Below are 21195 nucleotides of genomic sequence, written 5' to 3'. Positions count from 1 at the left end.
ATGAACAAACTAAACGTCAAAAATAACGAAACTGCTATTTATGGCGTTGGTGGACTTGGTGAAATTGGAAAAAATACTTATGGTATCCAATTTCAAGATGAAATCATCTTAATTGATGCTGGAATTAAATTTCCCGAAGATGATTTATTAGGAGTGGACTATGTCATTCCTGATTATCAATACCTTGTAAAAAATAAGGACAAAATCAAAGCTTTAGTAATCACTCACGGACATGAAGATCATATCGGTGGTGTGCCTTACCTAATCAAAGATTTAAACGTTCCAATTTACGCCGGTCCATTGGCGTCCGCATTAATTAAAAATAAACTAGAAGAACATGGATTATTAAGAACTACCGAACTTAATGAAATTAATCCCAAAACGGTTTTAAAATTTAATAAAACTAAGGTTTCATTTTTTAGAACCACCCACTCAATTCCAGATACATTAGGAATTGCTGTCCACACTCCTGCTGGAGTTATTGTGGAAACTGGTGATTACAAGTTCGATCTTACTCCTGTTACAAGACAGCCACCTGATTTACAAGAAATGGCTAAACTTGGACAAGAAGGCGTTTTATGTCTAATGTCAGACAGTACAAATGCTGAACGTCCTGTTTGGACAAAATCTGAAAGTTGGATTGGTTCGTCCGTAGAACATATCTTTGATGAAGAAACTGGTAGAATTATATTTGCCACTTTCGCTTCAAATATATCAAGAATAAAAACTGCTTGTGATGCTGCGATTAGACATAACAGAAAAATTGCTGTATTCGGAAGAAGTATGGAAGCTGCTATCGTCAATGGCCAAGAATTAGGATACTTAAACGTTCCAGATGGTACTTTTGTCGATGCATCAGAGCTTCAATCTCTCCCTGCAGATAAAACACTTATTCTATGTACTGGTTCACAAGGTGAAACTATGGCTGCCCTTTCAAGAATTGCAAATGGTACTCATAGACAAATCTCTATTCAACCAAATGATACAGTTGTATTTTCTAGTAACCCTATTCCAGGTAACAAAGTCAGCGTAAGTAGAGTTATCAATGAACTTGAAGAAGCTGGTGCCAAAGTTATCCATGGTAAGGTAAACAAAATTCATACATCTGGACATGGTGGTCAAGAAGAACAAAAATTAATGTTAAGACTTATGAAGCCTAAGTTCTTCATGCCTATTCACGGTGAATACAGAATGTTAAAAATACACACTGAATTAGCTGAACAATGTGGCGTTCCTCTAAAGAACAGTTTTATTATGCAAAACGGTGATGTTTTAGCATTGACTAAAGATTCTGCAAGAATTGCTGGTCACTTCTCTGCAGGTGATGTTTACATTGATGGTAATGGAATCGGTGATGTTGGAAACGTTGTTCTAAGAGATCGTCAACTATTATCTGAAGAAGGTCTAGTTGTCGTTGTTGCAACCATTAATCTAAAAGATCAAGAAATTCAATCAGGTCCTGATTTATTATCTAGAGGATTTGTTTATATGAGAGAATCTGGTCAATTATTAGATGAAGGTCGTAGATTAGTCTTTAGAACTATACGTCGAGCTATGCGTAATAAAAACGCTAATGAATCAAGTATTAGAAACGCAATAATCGATGATTTACAAGAATTCTTATATAATAAGACTGAAAGACGTCCATTGATTCTACCAATGTTAATTATGAACAAAAAATAATTACCAAATATCTTATTAAAAACGAATTCTTAATTGAATTCGTTTTTATTTTTACGGAAAGGAGAATTAATATTGCATTCCACCCATTTTGTTATTTATAATCCAATGGCTAATCATGGCAGACCCAAACAACAGTGGCCAGATATAAAAAGCCAATTGGATAATGCAAATATCAAGTATCGATTACGAATCACTAGACACCCTCATCATGCTAGTTCCATAGTAGAATATTATTTACTATCATCGTTTAAAAACAATGAATTACCAGAATCAATCATTGTTGCTGGTGGAGATGGCACTATTCATGAAGTTCTTTCCGGAATAAAAAAAGCACAAAAAGCCAATTCTAAAATTCCAAATATCCCTATTGCTATCATTCCTACTGGAAGCTTTAACTATTTTGCCGATGGTTTCCACAATAAAAAAGAAAACAATATAGACATTGGAACAAAAATAAAAAGAAATGAAATTGTTGAATGTAATATTGGATTATTTGATGAAAATATTAAGAATCAACATGGATTCTTTTTAAATCATTCTGGAATCGGATTAGATGCAAACATATTAAGTTTAAAACATTACTTTAATTCGAAAAAAAGCCGTCTTGTGTCTCGTTTTAAATATTCATTATCAATCTTCCCTATCATTTATTATCTAAGTGTCTTCCCTGTAAATATCCGTACAGAAAAGAAAGATACAATTAGTATTAAAAATGTTTTTATGGTAACTTTGCTAAATGATAATTTTAACGACGATAACTTAAAATTGATCATACTGAAGAAAAAGAATTTCATTCAATTATGCTATCTTTTGTTAGTTATTTTGTTTAAAAAACATTTAAAACTAAAGCCTAATTTAGAAATTAATGCTAAAAAAATTCATATTGATATTCCATCATTAGAATATGGACATGTCGATGGAGAGAATCTTGGTAGTAGATTCTATGATATAAACTATTCCAAGACAAAATATCCATTTATAAAATAAAAAAAGAGAGTGATTATTAATATCACCCTCTTTTTTATTTAAATATATTTAAAAACTAATTTTTCCACTTATTAATTCATATATAGCTATTATTGCAAAAATAACTAAAAATACAGCAATAATTCTTTCTATTTTGGTGAATGTACGTTTTTCACGATTATCTACCTTTTGCAAGTATACATATACTGGAATACCAGCCGCAAATAAAATAGTAGTTAATAATATATAGTTTATTCCTGCTGCATATAACAACCATAATGAATAGACACTTGCCACAATTCCTAAAGCAATATTTCTTTTACGATCATTTGCACCCTTGTCCAAGAATGAATATTTAACTTGGTAAAATGCTGAAAAAGCAAAAGGAATTAATACAGCAGCACTAGAAATTGAATAGAATAAATTATATGCACTACTTGCAACTAGGAATGATAGCATAAACAATTCTACTAATAGATTAGTAAAAATTAGTGAATTGATTGGTGCCCCATTTTTATTTTCTTTAGCAAATAATTTAGGAAATGATCCAAACTTAGCAGCTTCATAAGGAACTTCGGAAGCAAACATAGTCCATGATAACCAAGCACCTAATACTGAAACTATTAAACCAAGGTTAACTATTATTGCTCCCCATTTACCAATTAGGTGTTGTAGCAAATAAGCCATAGCTGGTTGATTTAAATGTGATAGTTGAGCTTGGTTCATTACACCAAAGGACAACAATGTAACTAACATATAAATCAAAGCCATTATTATTATCCCTAGAACAGTAGCTCTTCCGATATCTTTTCTCTTTTTAGCATGTCCAGAGAATATCACAGCACCTTCAATACCAGAGAATACCCACACAGTTACTAACATAGTACTTTTAACTTGTCCTAAAACATCACCAAGATTAAATGGTTTGCCATGCATTAACCAAAAATCAGTAGTAAACACATGTAATTTAAATGATAAAATCATGATAACAATAAACAAGAAAATAGGTATTAACTTAGTAATGGTAATAATAGTATTAACAAATGATGCAGAATGAATTCCGCGTAACACTAGGAAATGTCCACCCCATAGTATCAATGAAGCAACCACAAAAGATAATATGTTATGTCCATTATCAAATACCGGGACAAAATAAGTTAAGGCACTCATTAACAATGTGGCATAACTGATGTTTCCAAGCCACACAGATAACCAGTATCCCCAAGCTGAATTAAATCCCATATAACGACCGAATCCAGCATCTGCAAAACTATAAATACCTGCTTGCAAGTCAGGACGTTTATTGGTTAAATTTTGAAAAGTTAAACCAAGGGATAGCATTCCAACTGCAGTAATTACCCATCCGATAACCACTGCACCCGCACCTGCTTGTGCAGACATGTCATGCATTAAATTAAAAATCCCTCCACCAATAATAGAACCAATAACCAAACCAATTAGTTCCACTAAATTAAGCTTTTTGGCGGAATCATTCATTGTATCTCTCCTTTTTCTTCTTATAAAAAACAATATCTAATTATAACGCACTAAGCCCCATCTTGTCATTTAAAAAAGGAGACAACCTTTATAGGTTGCCTCCTTATAATTTAATTTCTATTTATTTTTTAAAATTTCATCAATCTTAGCTAATTCGTCTGGTGTAAATTTCATATTATCTAACGCCTTCAAATTAGAATCTAAATGTTTAGGATCAGAAGCTCCAGTAACTACACTGGTTACCACTGGATCATGTAGTAACCAAGCAAGACTCATTTGAGCCAATGTTTGATCACGGTTCTTAGCCATTTCATTTAATTGATTTAACTTAGTACGGATTTCATCTTTATTATCTAGCATAAAACTATTAGTAAAGTGTAGTTTCAAATCATCGGGAATATTATCTAAATATTTATCAGTTAACATACCTTCAGCTAATGGGCCATATGCAACTAATCCATCTTTGTTTTCCTTCAAAGCGTCAATGGTTCCATCTGATTCAACTTCTCTATTTAGTAAGTTATAAGAAGCTTGGTTTACTACAAATGGAGTATGCATTTCTTTGAAGTATTTGATAATTTCTTTAGTTTGTTCACCGTTATAGTTTGAAATTCCTACGTAAAGGGCTTTACCAGATCTAACTGTACTGTCTAAAGCTTCAGCAGTTTCTTGTAGACTAGTATTTGGATCGAAACGATGACTGTAATAAATATCAACGTAATCTAGTCCCATACGTTGTAATGATCTGTCTAATGCAGCAATCAATGTTTTACGTGATGAGAATGAACCATAAGGTCCTGGCCACATATGGTAACCAGCTTTAGTAGTAATTACTAATTCATCACGATATGGTTTTAAATCAGAATTAAATACTTGTCCGAACATTCTTTCTGCAGCACCTGAACCAGGACCATAGTTATTAGCTAAATCAAAACTAAAAATTCCTTTATCAAATGCGTTTAACATAGCCTTACGACTATCAGCATAATTGGCATCGTCACCAAAGCTATGCCACATTCCAAAAGATAATGCAGGCAATTGTAGACCGGAATTACCCGCTCTTCTAACTTTCATATTGTCATATCTACTATCTGAAGCTTTATACATATAAAACACCTCATTTATTTAAGTTTCTACGTTAATTCTAAATTTTATTAAACTTTAAATCAAGATTTCACTAAATAAAAAAAGCAATTCATCCCTGAATTGCTAAAATATTATCTAAATAATTTACCCACTGGTTCATTGTTATGAATTCTAGTAATTGCCTTACCAATAAGTTCAGCAACAGAAACCACATCAATTTTATCAATCTTTTTGTCACCAATGTAAACTGAATCAGATACGATAACTTTCTTAATTGAAGAATTATCAATGTTCTTTATTGAATCCCCTGCAAAGATTCCATGAGTAGTAACTAAGTAAACTTCATCAGCACCTTGCTTAGTTAAAACATCAGATGCTTTAACAGCTCTTTTACCTGTATCAATCATGTCATCCACTACAATAGCAGTTTTACCTTTTACATCCCCAATAATGGAAGTTGGCATATGTTTTTCATTTTCTGGATCACGATTATCAATAATAGCTATTGGTGCATCAATCAATCCAGCAAAACCTCTTGCTCTAGCCACACCACCATGATCAGGAGATACTACTACAGCATTTTCTAGATTATAGTTTTTCTTCATATGACTAGCCATTAATTTATCTGCTTTTAAGTTGTCCACAGGTTTATTAAAGAATCCTTGGATTTGTGCAGCATGTAAATCTAATGTAAGAACACGATCTATACCAGCTGTTTCCAAAAGTCGTGCTAATAATTTAGCTGCAATAGGTTTTCTTTCTCTCTTCTTAGCTGAATAACGAGCATATCCATAGTATGGAATAACTACATTAATGGACTTTGCGCTAGTTCTTCTAACTGCATCAATGATAATTAAAAGTTCCATTATATTAGTATTAATAGGATCAGAAAGCGATTGAATGATATATACTGAATCGCCACGAATACTTTCATCAATTTTAATTTGGATTTCGCCATCGCTAAATCGATTAATTGTTGCTTTACCTAGTTCTACTCCACAAGCCTTAGCAATTTTTTCAGCTAAAGGACGATTAGAACTTAAGGAAAAAATCTTTATATGCTTGTTTTTATCCACACGTTCTCCCATGGGTATGCTCCTCCTCTTTAATTCATGATTTAAATTTTAACATAAGTCATGATTTTATGGCTATAAATATATCTATGGTTTAATTCCTTCCATTCCAATCATTGGATCAATTTCATTATTACGTATCATATCGGTAGTTAAACGGTAATCTTGTTTACCAGTAGTTCTTGTATTAGAACTAATTGTTTTATTTTCTTTTGTTTTATCATCGTTAGGAGCTGTGGAAGATTCACTAGAAGTGTTCTTAGCAACTTCTTTAGTTATTGTTGGCTCTGAATTGGTAATTGCAGGTTTAATTTCACCATTCAATAAGCTTTGAATACGTTCTTTTAAACTAGTATTACGATTATCAGATTCACTTTGTACACATGTTTCAAAAGAGTTATAGTCACCAATCATTATTAATGCATCACTAGCTCTTGTAATCGCTGTATACAACAAGTTTTTCTTCAACATCTTAGTGAATTGAGGAACAATAGGTAAAATAACCATCTTAAATTCACTACCTTGTGCCTTATGAATGGTTGTACAGTATGCCAAAGTGATTTGTATCCAATCACGTCTTTGATAAGTTACTTCACTTTGGTCAAAAGCAATTTTAATCTTATCTTGACTACTCTTTTTACCATGCTCAATTTCCACAATTTGTCCAATATCACCATTAAAAACATTATCTTCAGGACTATTAACTAGTTGTAATACCTTATCACCAAGGCGATAATGAATTCCTCGATAATCAACTTGGTTATCCACATTATTTGGATTCATAATCTCTTGAATGACTTCATTCAAATGATCAACACCTGATTGTCCTCTATACATAGGAGAAAGCACTTGAATATCCGAAGCGCTAAATCCTTTAATTTTTGCCTTTTTAACGATTTGTTCAATAACTGAACTCATCTGGTTAGCATTACATGGAATAAAGCTTCTATCCGCTTGTTTTTGCTTAAAATCGGCAGGTAAATGTCCCTGTTGAATATTATGTGCTAAAGGAATAATAGTTGAATTACTATCTTGTCTATAAATAGTACTTAGTTGCATACTATCGATTCTCTGTGAATTCAATAAATCAGAAAATACTTGTCCTGGACCTACTGAAGGTAATTGGTCTTTATCACCTACAAGAATAACTTTCATTTGATTAGGAATAGCGCGAACCAAGGCTTTAAATAAGAAAGTATCTACCATAGACATTTCATCTACAATTAGTAATCCACCTTCCAGGTCTTTAGTTCCTTCGTCACTATCATCGTAACCATTTAACCCTAACAATCTATGAATAGTGCTTGCTGGTATACCAGTAGTTTCCTGCATTCTCTTTGCAGCTCTACCTGTAGGTGCCGCTAATAGGATAGGAAATTCACTATCTTTATACGAATTAATATCCAAAGAAAAATCATTTAAATATGCGTATAAATAAATAATTCCTTTAATAATAGTAGTTTTACCAGTACCAGGACCACCAGTTAATAGAAACATTTGTGACTTCATAGCTTGTTTTAAAGCATTAATTTGTGAATCGTCATAATTAATGTTTAACTTCTTTTCAATCAATCTAATCTTAGAATCTAAATCCTTATCGTTAACTTTTTTAGTAACTGGATTCTTTATAATTCGATTGATATGTTCAGCAATGCGCCACTCATCGTCATATAAATTCTTAAGGTAGACTCTATCTTCTTCTCCAACAATTTTTTGACTTTTAGCCAATTCTAGGAATTGATCTGACAAGTCATCCCCCGAAATATTTTCAGCATTTCCATTATTTAAAAGTTTTAAAGTTTCACTCAAAATGGGACCTGTTTGTGTATAAGTATCACCATTTTTTACTGATAATATTTGTAAGGCAGATAATAAACCAGCTCTGATTCGGCCAGGATTATCAGCAGAAATTCCCATTTGTTTTGCAATATCGTCAGCTTTTTTAAAACCTACTCCATCAATATCTTCAACTAATTTATATGGATTTTCTTCAATAACTTTAAGGGTTTCATCTTTGTATTTATTGTAAATGGCCGTGGATAGATTGCTTCCAAATCCGTAACCATTCAACCCGATAATTACTTGCTCCATTCCATTATTTTTATTAATGGTGGTAATAACTGTTCGTTTTTGCTTATCAGAAAGCCCTGCTCTATCCAAAATGTCATTATTATCTAAAACATCTTGAATGAGGTTACTACCTAAAGCATCTACCATTCTTTCAGCAGTTCTCTTACCAATTCCGGGAAAGTCATCCCCTGATAAATATTCAATAAGTCCATCCCTTGAGGTAGGAACATGACTATGATAATTATCTGCCTTAAATTGTTTTCCATATTTTGGATGTTCTACTAACTGACCATAGAAAACATATTCAGTTTCTTCGGAAATATCAGCAAAATTTCCTGTAATAACAATTTCATCTTCGTGCCAATCAGAGATATTAGTCTCTACAATTTTTACCAAGAGTACTTTAAAGAAGCTGTCATTACTTTCGAAGAAAACAGCCGCAACTTTTCCTCTTATGAATAATTTTTGATTTTCTTCATTGTTGCCCTCATTATCATCCATTGAGAACAAACTCATTGATTCTGCCACGGCTTTTCTCTCCTAACTACTTCTTGTTTTTTACTTGAATAAATTTCTCTATATCAGCTAAACGCTTTTGACCCTTTTCAAAGTATTTACGGTCATTTTTCTTAGCTAAGTCAAAATACTTTTTAAAATCTTCTTCTAGTACCATAGCAACAATTCCACGATCAAAGTTAGCTTTTCCATCATTAGGTTTAGCTTGCAATACTTTATCATAGAAATTAGCTGCTTCTTTGAAATTACCTAATGCTAGTAAACTACTTGCTAATAAATAATTTACTTCTGGGTCTTGTCTACGGAAGCCTTGTGCTGTAAGTGCAAATACTACGGCATGCTTATAGTCTTCCTTAGCCATATAACTTTGAGCCAACATGATATAAGCATCAGTCTTCATATCACCATTACTTAATCCGTTAAATTGAGCAATAGCTTTATCATATTCACCCGCTGCATAATAAACATTTCCCAATCCGTAGGTTAATGTTTCCTTTGCTTTCTTACTGCGGTCAGCAAATAATCCTAATGCTTTCATCATTAGTTCTTCTGCTTGTGTATAGTTGTGTAATTCTACTAAAAAAGCACCTAAATCATAATAAGTTTGATAATTATGAGGATTATCATCGATATCCTTTACCAACTTATGCAAAGTTTCATCGGCCTTTTTTTGTTTTCTTTCACGTTCTTTTTCGACCGCTTGTTGTTTGTTTTTGATTTCTTCAGATTTCTTATCCATTGTAAATCACCTACGATTAAATTAAGTCAGTCTTATCCAGTTTCTTAGTTAGATAATCTGTATTATTCCAGGATACTAATTGAAAACTCTTTCCATTATCTTTAGTTTCCAGAATAGTTGTACTAGTATTAGCTAATCCACCACGTTTTCTTAAATCCTTCAATGGAACTTCCAATAGTGAATTGATTAATGCGTTTAAAGCAGCACCATGGCTAAATACAATCACATTATCATCTTCATCACTATCATTAACTATTTGATGAACAGCCAATTGCATTCTGTTTATAACATCTTGAAAGCTTTCTCCACCAATTTCGCTGGCATCATACTTTTCTGGATGATTTCTGAAATTGTCAAAGCTATCTGGAAATTGCTTTTGCACGTCAGTAAATTTTTGACCTTCCATTTTTCCTAAATGAAATTCTTCAAAACGACTCCATAAAGTAAGTTTAGGTTGATGGTTAAAATGCGAAATAACTCGACTAGCAGTTATTCTAGCACGTTTAATGGGACTAGAGTAAGCATGTTTAAATTTTACATCTTTTAGATATTCACCTAATTGATTCATTTGTTCATAACTTTCATCTAAAAGTGGAGAATCGCCACCAGCACCTTGATAACGACTTTCCAAATTCCATTCAGTTTTTCCATGTCTAACAAAATAGATTTTCACTTTTTATCCCTCGTTCAGTTTTTTGATTTAACTCCATTATCTCAATTTATGAACATAAATTCAAAGTTTAAATAAAAAAAGATGCCTAATTAAATTAAGCATCTTTTATTTTTATTAAATGTATTGTAATTCTTTATCGTTTTGATATGCAGCATCAATAATAGCTGAACCTAAACATTCATCACCATCGTAAAATACTACAGCTTGACCAGGTGTAACCGCACGAGCTGGATCATCAAAATCTACTCGTAATGATTTACCATCATCATTTAAGTGCACTGTAACACCTACGTCTTTTTGACGGTAACGGAATTGAGCTGTACAGTGGAAATCATTTCCACGATCTTTAATGCTGTTAATCCAGAAAATATCTGAAGCTTCCAAGTAGTCAGCATATAAATGCTTGTTTTCGTAACCCTTACCTACATATAGAATGTTCTTAGATAAGTCTTTTCCTACAACAAACCATGGACGATTATCTTTACCATCTCCACCGATTCCTAAACCACGACGTTGGCCGATAGTGTAGTACATCAATCCATCATGTTGACCCTTAACTTCACCATCAAAAGTCATCATTTTACCAGGAGTAGCTGGTAAATAATTGCTTAAGAATGACTTAAAGTTCTTTTCACCAATAAAGCAAATTCCCATTGAGTCTTTCTTTTCAGCTGTTGCTAAACCAGCCTTTTTAGCAATTCTTCTTACTTCTGGCTTATCAATATCACCTAGTGGGAATAAAACACGGTCTAATTGATCAGCAGATAATTGACTTAAGAAATAAGTTTGGTCTTTGTTATCATCACTACCACGTAGTAAATGATTATTACCATTTTCGTCACGCTTTAGACGTGCATAGTGCCCAGTTGCAATGTAGTCTGCACCTAGTTCTAATGCATAGTCTAGAAATGCTCTAAACTTAATTTCCTTGTTACAAATAACATCGGGATCTGGAGTTCTACCTTTTTTATATTCAGCTAAGAAATAAGTGAAAACACGATCCCAATATTCTTTTTCAAAATTAACAGAGTAGTATGGAATACCTATTTCAGAAGCTACTTTGGCTACATCTTTGTAGTCTTCAGTAGCGGTACAAACACCATTTTCATCAGTGTCGTCCCAGTTCTTCATAAATACACCAACAACGTCATAACCTTGTTGTTTTAAAAGGTATGCTGTAACTGAGGAATCCACCCCACCAGACATACCAACAACAACACGAGTATTACTATTGTCTGTCATTTAAAATCACCATCATTTCTTTTAGATTCTTAGAATCTACGAGTTGAAGGTCGCACATTCCATAGAAACAATAATACCTTATTTTGGGTAGTAAATGCAATTATTCAATAAAAAAAGAGTGTATATCTAGCATAATTTTTTATAGTTATGCCTTATATACACTCATTAAATTATTCTTTTGTAAATACAGATCTTTCTACAAAATTATTCATTAAAAATTTGTATTGTTCAACCAATACTTCACTATTTTTATTAGTAAAGATATTAACTTTATTTAAACCATTTCCACTTATAGTTGAAATCTTAAATGATTTTAAATCATTTTTAAAAACAATCTTTAAGCGAATTCCTTTGTAAGGGTCGCTAGGATCCAAACTTCTTTCGAAAGCAAAATTATTAGCATTAGTCTTTGAAAATCCCATATCTAATAATGTAAATCGTTTTATATCACTACTTACCTTATAGGTATCATTGTCACCTAACAATTGATTAGCTGATTTAAATGCCATTACTTTTGCACCTTCTTTACTCTTCCAATAACTTGAATCAATTTATTTACAAATGCGTCTATTTCATCCGCATTAGTATATTTACTAAAACTTACACGTATAGATTCTGAAGCACGATGATTATCTTTTCCATACATAGCAACCAATACATGAGAAGGTTCAATGTTTCCAGCTGTACATGCTGAACCAGCAGAAATTGCGAAGCCCTCTAAGTCCATATTAGCTAAAATAACATCAGATGAAATACCCTTAATCCATAAATTAAGTACGTGTTGAATAGGATTGTTTTCATCCAAACTACCGTTTACTTCAAAATCAACATCATTATCTTTTAGAGTATCAACAATTTGTTTTTTAAAGCCAACATAACGATCATGCAATTTGTTCTTAACTTCAGGAGTTAACAATGAAACAGCCTTAGCAAATCCTGAAATTGCAGGAACATTTTCAGTTCCGGCACGACGTTTCTTTTCTTGATCTCCACCTTTTACAAAGCTGTTAAATTTAACTCCAGTTCTGCGATATAGAAATCCCATCATTTTAGGTCCATTAATTTTATGTGCAGAAGTAGATAACATATCAATATGGTCACGTTCTACATCAATATCCATTAATCCATACGCTTGAACTGCATCAGTGTGGAACCAAGCTTGATGATCCTTTAGAATTTCACCAATTTCATGAATAGGCATATGAGAGCCCACTTCGTTGTTAGCTGTCATGATACTTACTAGGATGGTTTTATCATCTAATGCATCCTTCAAATCATCAATATTAATTTGACCCTTTTCATCAACGGGTAGATAGGTAACTTCAAATCCGTGTTTTTCAAGATATGCTAATGGTTTTAAAATTGCTTCATGTTCTACAGCAGTTGAAATAATATGGTTACCCAATTCTTTTCTAGCTTCTGCTGTTTGAATAATAGCAGTATTATCACTTTCACTACCACCACTAGTAAAAACTATTTCGTCTGGCTTTGCATTAATACTTTTAGCAATAATGTCTCTACTATCTTCTAACACAGTATGAGATTTTCTCCCAATGCTGTATAAGGTAGACGCATTACCATATAAATTACTCATTTTGTCGTACATATCATCCACGACTTGTTTATCCATGGGCGTAGTTGCGGCATTATCTAAATAAATTTCCTTCAAAGATACCTAATCCTTTCTATTTTTGATTTGCGAAAAGATCTAATAACATCTTAGCTGACTTCTTACCAGCATCTAAAATAAATTCGTCAAAACTGCGATCAGCGTCACCATTAGCGTTATCAGACATAGCTCTAACTACTACATATGGGATATCAAATTGGTTTGCCACTTGTCCCACAGCAGCACCTTCCATTTCACATGATAATGCATCTGGGAATTCTTTTAGAATGTTATCAATAACTGATTGATCAGCAACAAATTGGTCGCCAGTTACTATTAAACCTTTTTTAACATTTAATCCTACTTCTTTTGAAGCTTCTGCGATTTCTTTTCCCCATTTTTGAGATGCTTGGAATCTTGCAGGTTGTCCAGGTAATTGTCCATATACATAACCGGCAGCTCTTGCATCCACATCATGGTATGCAGTTTCAGTAGAAATAACTACATCCCCTACATTTAATCCTTGACCAATTCCACCAGCTGAACCTGAATTAATAACAATATCTACATCAAAGTTAGTAATTAGTTGAGCTGTTGTAAGACCTGCTTCTACTTTTCCAATACCGGATCTAACTAGTACTACTTCTTGACCAGAAATATTTCCTTCATAAAAAGTCATTTCTTTGATATTAACTTTTTTCATATCTGACAATGATTCTAAAAGAGTTTTAATTTCTTCGTCCATTGCGCATAAAATTCCAAATTTCATAATAAAATCTCCTTATGGGTTAACGTAAATCAAGATTAAGTACACTGCGATAATTCCTAATATTAGAAAGAATATGGTCCAATTCAACCTTCTAGCTAATCGTTTAGACTTATCTACTTGTACATCTTCTGGATTGTCAACGTTGTTTCTTATTTCATGTAAGTTTCTACTATTGTTTTTACTATCATGATATTCTTTTCTAGTTATCATTTTAGGAATAGCTCCTTTTTATTCCTAGTGATCAATTTGATCATGTAGTTTCCAATAATAAATGGCAGTGATTGTCTTGGCATCGTCAATTTCACCATCATCAATCATTTTCATAGCTTCATCCAAGGAATATTCACCAATGTTTAAATATTCTCCTTGATCACGAGGCATTTCTTTATTTACTTCTTCTAAATCAGTAGCCAAATATAAATCCATGTATTCATCACAAAATCCTACACTGGAATAAAAACCAGTAATACGTTTTAGATGATTAGCTTTTAATCTAGTTTCTTCATTTAATTCACGAACTACTGCATGTTCAGAAGAATCGTTATCTCTTGAATCTACTTTTCCAGCTGGGATTTCCATAGTGACTTTTTTAATAGGAGCTCGCCATTGCTTTTCTAAAAGCATTTTATTGTCTTTAGTAATTACCAAAATACCCACTGCTTTTTCATGATGAACTACATCCCTAGTTGCAGTTTCACCATTAGGTAATTCAACGGTTTGTCTCTCAACATTGATAATAGAACCATTGTATTTTGGTTCCACTCCAATAACTTTTTCCTCAAAGTCCATAAAATCATTCCCTCATATATTATATTTACATTTTATCGATAATTATTAACTTTTTCAATAATGTAACTATTCAATGACTCTAACTTTAACCGCTTGAGGGCCTTTTTTACCTTGAGCAATTTGATATTCAACCGCTTGACCAATTTCTATTTCATTTTTAGTCTTATTTTCTACAGAAGAACCGTGGAAAAAGACTTTGTTTTTATCGGTACCCTTCAAGAATCCAAAATCATGTTCTGGATTAAAATTGTTTACTTTACCTCTTATCATAATTTATTCTCCTTAAAATAAAAAAGCTGGGAATAAATCCCAGTTTTTTATTATTTTTCATCAAAACCGTCTTTTGCAGTTTCTGGGAAGTTATCACGTACAATTTTAGCACAACGTGCACAGAATTGTGGATAATCTGCATCAGAACCTACGTCAGTACGGATTAGACGACAACGTTCACAAGTTTCACCGTCTGCATGTTCAACCTTGATGGCAACGCCATTTCTGAATGATTGAGCATCTTCAGGTGCATTATCTAATGAATCTACTGAAAGTTGTGAAACCATTAATACTTGGCCAACGTTAGTATTTAATTTGTCTAATAATGTCTTAACATCATCACTTACAAATAGACTTAACTTAGCTTCGGAAGCTTTACCAATTAACTTATTGTTTCTTGCTTCTTCTAGTGCCTTCAATACATCGTCTCTAACTTCCATAAATTCATGCCAATTCTTAGCAATTTCTTCTTCACCATCTAATTTTTCAACAGTTGGCATTTCTGACAATTGTGCAAAATCTTCTGGTTCAGATAGGAAGTTCCAAATTTCTTCAGCAGTGTGAGGAAGAATTGGAGTGATTAACTTAGTGATTGCTACAACCGCTTTGTACAATACGGTTTGCATAGATCTTCTTTCTAAGCTATCTTCAGCGTAAATGTATAGAATATCCTTAGCAAAGTCTAAGTAGAATGCTGATAATTCAGAATTAATGAATGACATTAATCTACGGTTTAATGATAAGAAATCGTAGTTGTCATAATCATTCTTAATGTCCTTGATGAATGCATTTAATCTTACCATCATGTATTTATCAGCTGATCTCATGTCAGCAAAGTCAACAGTGTTTTCCTTAGGATCAAAATCACTGGTGTTAGCTAACATGTATCTGATAGTATTTCTGATCTTCTTGTATGAATCAGAAATCTTAACAAAGTTTTCCATTGAAACACGAACATCGGCTGAGGTATCTACTGAAGTTACCCATAGACGAACGATTTCAGCACCCATCTTCTTAATTACATCATTTGGTGCAATAGTGTTACCAAGTGATTTACTCATCTTATGACCTTTTCCGTCAAGAGTGAATCCTTGTGATAACAATTGCTTGTAAGGTGCTTTACCACTGAAGGCAACACTAGTGATTAAACTAGAGTTAAACCAACCACGGTATTGGTCTGAACCTTCTAGGTAAAGATCTGCTGGATAAGTTAGGTAATCTCTTTCAGCACATACACCTTGGTGAGATGAACCTGAGTCAAACCAAACATCCATGATGTCGTTTTCCTTAGTAAACTTACCATTTGGTGAATGTTCACTTGTAAATCCTTCAGGTAGTAAGTCTTTAGCATCTTTTTCGAACCAAATATCTGAACCATATTTAGCGAATAAATCAGCTACGTGATCAGTAGTTTCTTTAGTGATAATTGGAGTACCATCTTCACCATAGAAAATTGGTAGTGGAACACCCCAAACACGTTGTCTAGAAATTACCCAGTCACCACGGTCTTTAATCATGTTGTAAAGACGTTTCTTACCCCAATCAGGCATGAACTTAACATCATCAATAGCACTTAGAATGTCATCTCTGATTTTATCAACTGAAGCAAACCATTGATCAGTTGCACGGTAAATAACTGGCTTCTTAGTTCTCCAGTCAAATGGATAACTGTGAACAATTGGTTGATACTTAAGTAATAGGTTCTTTTCCTTTAACTTGTTCAAAGAAATTTCGTTGGCATCATCATAAAATACACCTTCGAAATCAGGACCAGCAGCCTTAGTTAAGTAACCTTGTGCATCAACATCAACAAAAATATCTAGTCCATATGCTTTACCTACATTGTAGTCATCTTCACCAAAACCAGGAGCGGTATGTACTAAACCAGTACCAGTATCGATAGTAACAAAGTCACCCAACATAGTTAGTAGTTTTCTGTCCATAAATGGATGTTGAGCTAATACTCCTTCTAGTTCTTGACCCTTAACGGTCTTAACGATTTCATAATCTTCCCAGCCGAATAATTCAGCATCTTTTTCAACTAATTCCTTAGCTAAAACAAATTTACGATCATCGTTTGATGGCTTAACAACAGCATATTCAAATCCAGCATCAATAGTGATACCCATAGATGCAGGAATAGTCCATGGTGTAGTAGTCCAAACTACCATGTAAGTATTGTCTTCATCTAATACACCTTTACCATCAACCACTTTTTCAGCGTAGAATGCTGATGGTGAAGTAATATCATGGTATTCAACTTCGGCTTCAGCAAGAGCTGATTCAGATGACCATGACCAAATAACTGGCTTCTTACCACGGTAAATTAATCCTCTTTCAGCCATCTTACCGAATACACGGATTTCAGCAGCTTCGAATTCTGGTTTTAGAGTTAAGTATGGGTTATCCCAATCAGCAGAAACTCCTAAACGTTTGAATTCAGCCTTTTGTCTTTCAACTTGTTTTAATGCATAGTCATGACATAATTTTCTGAATTCATTAGTATCCATTTTCTTTCTGTCATAGCCAGCTTGAGTTAATTTTTGTTCGATAGGTAGACCATGAGTATCCCAACCAGGAACATAAGGTGCTCTAAATCCATTCATTGATTTGTATCTAACAATGAAATCTTTAGAAATCTTATTCATGGCGTGACCCATATGAATGTCACCGTTAGCGTATGGAGGGCCATCATGTAAAATGAATGAAGGCTTACCTTCATTTAGTTTTTGTCTTAATTGATAAACATGATTATCATCCCATGCTTTTTGTCTATCTACTTCTTTTACTGGTAAATTACCACGCATCTTAAATTTAGTTTTACCTAAGTTTAATGTATCTTTTACTCGCATGAAAACACTCTCCTTTTCTATTGTTTTTAGGTGATAAAAAAAGAAGATTTCATCACAAGGGACGAAATCTTCCGTGGTACCACCCAATTTAGAATAATTAATATTCTATCTCATTATAAAATTTATGAGTATATACAAGAGATGATCTGCAATGATTGATTTACAACTGACCTCTCACCATATGTCAATTCGCTTATTTGTTTCAAATCAGAGCTTTCTGTTCTCTTACTCAATACTATTCAATTACTTTGTATGAACCATCTGGATAAATAGTGACTGTTTTATCTAATGATGCTTCATTACTTTCAGATTTTACTACTGAATCTTTAAAGCTGTCAAGGTCATTTATTTGTTTTTCAACATTTTTGTAATTATTGTCTACTCCACTAATAACTTTATCCCATTCATCACTATTTACAAGGTCCATTTGACTTTGTAATAGTGTTACTAGCTTACTTCTAAATGATTCGGTAGTGTTCTTCAAATCTTCATTAGCTGTTAATAAACTCTTAGATCTATCGGAAATATTTTCAACAATTTGCTTAGCTTGATCACTAGCATTATTCAAGATTTCATCAGCTTGTTTTCTAGATTGTTCTGAAACTTTCTTAGCTTCAGCTTGTGCATCATTTTTCAATTTATCAGCAGCATTTTGAGCTACAATAATTGATTGGTTTAATGAATCCTTCATACCATTAAAGTATTTCAATTGTTCATCAGCAGAACTTACTTGTTGTTTTAACTTTTCATTTTCAGCCAATGTTAATTGATAGTCTTTAATAATACGATCTAAAAATTCATTAACTTCATCAATATTGTATCCTCTCATTTTTACAGAAAATTCTTTATTATGAATATCTTGTGGGCTAAGTACCATTGTTTTCTTTCCTCCAACCTATTTTTTTAATACAGAGATTACTGCTCTATATTTACCTTTTTTTGTTTCACCGTTCTTACTTCTTAAACGTAATCTACCAAAACGTCTTACTGACACTATGTCGTGAGCTGATACTTCTGTATCAGGACGACTATTAAGTGCCCAATTAAGTCTTACTTTTTGGTGATTAACCAATTCTTTGGCATCATTTCTGGAAATATTAAATCCTTCTGATATTAAATTATCCAACCTAAAAGAAGATAATGTCGTACTTTCATCTTTCCATTCATTTTCTGGAACGATAGCATCACTAAAATCTACTTTTTTTAGAGAAATTTTAGTCTTTCCTACAGCATTAACTTCTAATCTGAGGTAATCAGCAATTTCACTAGTACATATAAATTGCCATCTAGTACCATCAGTTAAAATATCACCTAAAGTATTTCTCTCTATTCCAGCACCCATAAGAGTACCTAGAACTTTACTATGGCGTAATTTAGAAAACTTAACCGGATATCTAATCTCAAATAAAGTTATAGAAAAATCCTCTTTTTTAGGTTGAAAATAATCAGGATAGATCAAGCAACGCTTCATTTCAGCATTACTATGTCCACCAAAGAATTTTGCATTAACTTCACTATGTCTATTTACTAAAGTAGACAAAATATAAGCCTGTCTAGGATTCATAAATTTAGTTAAAATTGGACGATATTGATTTATCGATTCGTCTATTAAGTCCGAAGCAGTATCAACAAAAGGAATTTCTTCTCTTCTAAAATGTTGTTCAATATTTTTATCCATTTAAAACTCCGAAATTATCTCATACGTTCATTCATGGATTTTTTTATTTCACCATCAACATGATAGTTATGCGGTGTAAATAAAAATACCAATTCTGAAATTCTTTCGATATTTCCGTCAATTGTAAAGACAACACCATTTAAGAAATCAATAATTCTTCTAGTAACATCGTCACTAGCTGTATCAAAATTAATTATAACAGCATTATTATCAATCAATTTCTTAGCTATTATCTTCACATCAGCATATATTTTGGGTTCAAAAACAGAAATCTTACTACTTTGTGTTCCACGATTCTTACTGATAGAAACTACTTTGTCTCTATTTTCATTTTCGTTAGTTTCAGGATAATCTGTTTCATCTTCATCGTAATCAGTGCCAAAGAATTTACTAAAACTAAACTTTGCTGTCATTCAACTTCATTCCCTTCATACTAATGTTGAGAAACGCTATTAGTGTTTACGACGGAACTTGAAGAATGGTGGTAAATCATCATCGTTTGAACTATCAGCTTTTTGATTGTCGCTTGAATTATTAGCATCAAAAGGATCAAATTCTTTCTTTTGAACATTTTCAAAACGATCATCAGAAGAAGATGAATCATCATTAGTTCTTACATTACCTTTTTCTTCTTTGCCGTGTCTTGGTGTAACCACTTTTCCAGCACTTTCTGGTTTACGTGCTGTACGGTTACTTCTATTATTCATTAATTCTTCTGGACTAGTTTCAATTCCAGTAGCAATTACAGTAACTTTAATTTCATCGCCTAGGTCTTCATCAATTGAAGTACCAAAGATAATATTTACATCACTTGTAGCAGCTTGAGCAACAATATCAGAAGCATCTTGAGCTTCAAATAATGACATATCTGGACCACCAGTAATGTTTAATAGAACTTGTTTAGCACCATCAATAGAAACTTCTAGTAATGGAGAAGAAATAGCTTTCTTAGTAGCTTCTGCTGTTCTGTTTTCACCAGTAGCTGAACCAACACCCATAAGAGCTGAACCAGTGTTTTGCATAACTGTCTTAACATCAGCAAAATCCAAGTTAACGTAACCAGGACTAGTAATTAAGTCAGAAATACCTTGTACACCTTGTCTTAGAACATTATCAGCTTCTTGGAAGGCTTCCATCATAGGTGTCTTCTTGTCTACCATTTCTAATAGGCGGTTATTTGCAATAACAATTAATGTATCAACGTTTTCTTTAAGTGCTGCAACACCTTCTGCAGCATATTTTGATCTTCTTGGTCCTTCAAAGGTAAATGGTCTTGTAACAACCCCAACAGTTAAAGCACCAGAATCTTTAGCAATCTTAGCAACGATAGGAGCAGCACCGTTTCCAGTACCACCACCCATTCCGGCAGTAACGAATACCATATCTGCACCTTGTAAGGCATCAGAAATAGCTTCTTCACTTTCTTCAGCGGCTTTAGTACCAACTGAAGGATCAGAACCAGCACCTAATCCACGAGTTAATTTAGGTCCTAATTGAATTTTTGTTTCAGCTTTTGAAGTGTTTAGAGCTTGAACATCAGTGTTAGCAACAATGAATTCAACTCCCTTAACGTCTTCGCGAATCATACGGTTAACGGCGTTACTACCTCCGCCACCAACTCCGATTACTTTAATCTTTGCTCCTTGGTTTTCCGTAGAATCTAATGAAAATTCCATGTTAAAT

Annotated in this window: 20 protein-coding genes; 2 read left to right on the top strand and 18 right to left on the bottom strand. The window is 33.0% G+C overall.

Translation table 11 applies throughout. The features are described from left to right. Positions 1-1683 carry a ribonuclease J1 gene (gene rnjA, locus D7I45_RS02700; RefSeq protein ID WP_120784218.1) on the top strand — a complete coding sequence of 561 codons (1683 nt, stop codon included), beginning with the start codon at positions 1-3 and terminating at the stop codon, positions 1681-1683. A gap of 33 nt (positions 1684-1716) precedes the next feature. Then, complete coding sequence (locus D7I45_RS02695; RefSeq protein WP_340137536.1) at positions 1717-2670, top strand: diacylglycerol/lipid kinase family protein; 954 nt, start codon at positions 1717-1719, stop codon at positions 2668-2670. 48 nt (positions 2671-2718) lie between these two features. On the opposite strand, the gene arcD is transcribed toward D7I45_RS02695, so the two are convergent. The 18 genes from arcD to ftsZ form a co-directional block, all read right to left on the bottom strand. Further along, complete coding sequence (arcD, locus tag D7I45_RS02690; protein ID WP_120784216.1) at positions 2719-4146, bottom strand: arginine-ornithine antiporter; 1428 nt, start codon at positions 4144-4146, stop codon at positions 2719-2721. A gap of 117 nt (positions 4147-4263) precedes the next feature. Then, positions 4264-5253: an aldo/keto reductase gene (locus tag D7I45_RS02685; RefSeq protein WP_120784215.1), complete on the bottom strand. Its 990-nt coding sequence runs from the start codon at positions 5251-5253 to the stop codon at positions 4264-4266. A gap of 110 nt (positions 5254-5363) precedes the next feature. After that, positions 5364-6320: a ribose-phosphate diphosphokinase gene (locus tag D7I45_RS02680; protein ID WP_120784214.1), complete on the bottom strand. Its 957-nt coding sequence runs from the start codon at positions 6318-6320 to the stop codon at positions 5364-5366. A 72-nt stretch (positions 6321-6392) separates the two neighbouring features. Then, entirely contained in the window at positions 6393-8891 is a 2499-nt protein-coding gene (gene recD2, locus D7I45_RS02675; RefSeq protein WP_120784874.1) for an SF1B family DNA helicase RecD2, read from the bottom strand. 28 nt (positions 8892-8919) lie between these two features. Further along, positions 8920-9630, bottom strand: coding sequence for a tetratricopeptide repeat protein (locus D7I45_RS02670; protein ID WP_120784213.1), 711 nt, complete (start codon positions 9628-9630; stop codon positions 8920-8922). Positions 9631-9646: 16 nt separating this feature from the next. Next, on the bottom strand, positions 9647-10303 hold the full coding sequence (locus D7I45_RS02665; RefSeq protein WP_120784212.1) for a histidine phosphatase family protein: 657 nt from the start codon (positions 10301-10303) through the stop codon (positions 9647-9649). 114 nt (positions 10304-10417) lie between these two features. Next, the gene (gene mnmA, locus D7I45_RS02660; protein ID WP_120784211.1) at positions 10418-11545 is read right to left on the bottom strand and encodes a tRNA 2-thiouridine(34) synthase MnmA; all 1128 of its coding nucleotides are present in this window, start codon (positions 11543-11545) and stop codon (positions 10418-10420) included. A 170-nt stretch (positions 11546-11715) separates the two neighbouring features. Beyond that, a complete protein-coding gene (locus tag D7I45_RS02655) occupies positions 11716-12054 on the bottom strand; it encodes a hypothetical protein (RefSeq protein WP_120784210.1) in 339 nt (112 codons plus the stop codon). Further along, complete coding sequence (locus D7I45_RS02650) at positions 12054-13214, bottom strand: cysteine desulfurase family protein (RefSeq protein WP_120784209.1); 1161 nt, start codon at positions 13212-13214, stop codon at positions 12054-12056. Before D7I45_RS02650 ends, D7I45_RS02655 begins: the two co-directional genes overlap by 1 nt. A gap of 16 nt (positions 13215-13230) precedes the next feature. Further along, positions 13231-13923 carry a 5'-methylthioadenosine/adenosylhomocysteine nucleosidase gene (locus tag D7I45_RS02645; RefSeq protein WP_120784208.1) on the bottom strand — a complete coding sequence of 231 codons (693 nt, stop codon included), beginning with the start codon at positions 13921-13923 and terminating at the stop codon, positions 13231-13233. Positions 13924-13935: 12 nt separating this feature from the next. After that, positions 13936-14133: a hypothetical protein gene (locus D7I45_RS02640; protein WP_120784207.1), complete on the bottom strand. Its 198-nt coding sequence runs from the start codon at positions 14131-14133 to the stop codon at positions 13936-13938. A 24-nt stretch (positions 14134-14157) separates the two neighbouring features. After that, positions 14158-14712, bottom strand: a complete 555-nt coding sequence (locus tag D7I45_RS02635; protein WP_120784206.1) for an NUDIX hydrolase — start codon at positions 14710-14712, stop codon at positions 14158-14160. A 66-nt stretch (positions 14713-14778) separates the two neighbouring features. Beyond that, positions 14779-14982: a cold-shock protein gene (locus tag D7I45_RS02630; protein ID WP_120784205.1), complete on the bottom strand. Its 204-nt coding sequence runs from the start codon at positions 14980-14982 to the stop codon at positions 14779-14781. Between the two features lie 50 nt (positions 14983-15032). Further along, complete coding sequence (gene ileS, locus D7I45_RS02625) at positions 15033-17834, bottom strand: isoleucine--tRNA ligase (protein ID WP_120784204.1); 2802 nt, start codon at positions 17832-17834, stop codon at positions 15033-15035. Positions 17835-18069: 235 nt separating this feature from the next. Further along, positions 18070-18711 carry a DivIVA domain-containing protein gene (locus D7I45_RS02620; protein ID WP_120784203.1) on the bottom strand — a complete coding sequence of 214 codons (642 nt, stop codon included), beginning with the start codon at positions 18709-18711 and terminating at the stop codon, positions 18070-18072. A gap of 18 nt (positions 18712-18729) precedes the next feature. Then, positions 18730-19512 carry a YlmH family RNA-binding protein gene (locus D7I45_RS02615; protein WP_120784202.1) on the bottom strand — a complete coding sequence of 261 codons (783 nt, stop codon included), beginning with the start codon at positions 19510-19512 and terminating at the stop codon, positions 18730-18732. Between the two features lie 14 nt (positions 19513-19526). Next, complete coding sequence (locus D7I45_RS02610; RefSeq protein WP_120784201.1) at positions 19527-19925, bottom strand: cell division protein SepF; 399 nt, start codon at positions 19923-19925, stop codon at positions 19527-19529. 39 nt (positions 19926-19964) lie between these two features. After that, entirely contained in the window at positions 19965-21188 is a 1224-nt protein-coding gene (gene ftsZ, locus D7I45_RS02605; RefSeq protein ID WP_120784200.1) for a cell division protein FtsZ, read from the bottom strand. Positions 21189-21195 lie beyond the last annotated feature (7 nt).

Source organism: Apilactobacillus bombintestini, from assembly GCF_003627035.1.
GTDB lineage: Bacteria > Bacillota > Bacilli > Lactobacillales > Lactobacillaceae > Apilactobacillus > Apilactobacillus bombintestini.
The sequence above is the reverse complement of the archived record's forward strand: the minus strand, read 5'-3'. Positions and strand labels throughout refer to the sequence as shown.

Bases quoted from the DNA above. Each gene is read 5' to 3' on its own strand.
- rnjA (WP_120784218.1), top strand. From the start codon at position 1: ATGAACAAACTAAACGTCAAAAATAACGAAACTGCTATTTATGGCGTT.
- arcD (WP_120784216.1), bottom strand. From the start codon at position 4,146: ATGAATGATTCCGCCAAAAAGCTTAATTTAGTGGAACTAATTGGTTTG.
- D7I45_RS02685 (WP_120784215.1), bottom strand. From the start codon at position 5,253: ATGTATAAAGCTTCAGATAGTAGATATGACAATATGAAAGTTAGAAGA.
- D7I45_RS02680 (WP_120784214.1), bottom strand. From the start codon at position 6,320: ATGGGAGAACGTGTGGATAAAAACAAGCATATAAAGATTTTTTCCTTA.
- recD2 (WP_120784874.1), bottom strand. From the start codon at position 8,891: ATGAGTTTGTTCTCAATGGATGATAATGAGGGCAACAATGAAGAAAAT.
- D7I45_RS02670 (WP_120784213.1), bottom strand. From the start codon at position 9,630: ATGGATAAGAAATCTGAAGAAATCAAAAACAAACAACAAGCGGTCGAA.
- mnmA (WP_120784211.1), bottom strand. From the start codon at position 11,545: ATGACAGACAATAGTAATACTCGTGTTGTTGTTGGTATGTCTGGTGGG.
- D7I45_RS02655 (WP_120784210.1), bottom strand. From the start codon at position 12,054: ATGGCATTTAAATCAGCTAATCAATTGTTAGGTGACAATGATACCTAT.
- D7I45_RS02645 (WP_120784208.1), bottom strand. From the start codon at position 13,923: ATGAAATTTGGAATTTTATGCGCAATGGACGAAGAAATTAAAACTCTT.
- D7I45_RS02640 (WP_120784207.1), bottom strand. From the start codon at position 14,133: ATGATAACTAGAAAAGAATATCATGATAGTAAAAACAATAGTAGAAAC.
- D7I45_RS02635 (WP_120784206.1), bottom strand. From the start codon at position 14,712: ATGGACTTTGAGGAAAAAGTTATTGGAGTGGAACCAAAATACAATGGT.
- D7I45_RS02630 (WP_120784205.1), bottom strand. From the start codon at position 14,982: ATGATAAGAGGTAAAGTAAACAATTTTAATCCAGAACATGATTTTGGA.
- ileS (WP_120784204.1), bottom strand. From the start codon at position 17,834: ATGCGAGTAAAAGATACATTAAACTTAGGTAAAACTAAATTTAAGATG.
- D7I45_RS02620 (WP_120784203.1), bottom strand. From the start codon at position 18,711: ATGGTACTTAGCCCACAAGATATTCATAATAAAGAATTTTCTGTAAAA.
- D7I45_RS02615 (WP_120784202.1), bottom strand. From the start codon at position 19,512: ATGGATAAAAATATTGAACAACATTTTAGAAGAGAAGAAATTCCTTTT.
- D7I45_RS02610 (WP_120784201.1), bottom strand. From the start codon at position 19,925: ATGACAGCAAAGTTTAGTTTTAGTAAATTCTTTGGCACTGATTACGAT.
- ftsZ (WP_120784200.1), bottom strand. From the start codon at position 21,188: ATGGAATTTTCATTAGATTCTACGGAAAACCAAGGAGCAAAGATTAAA.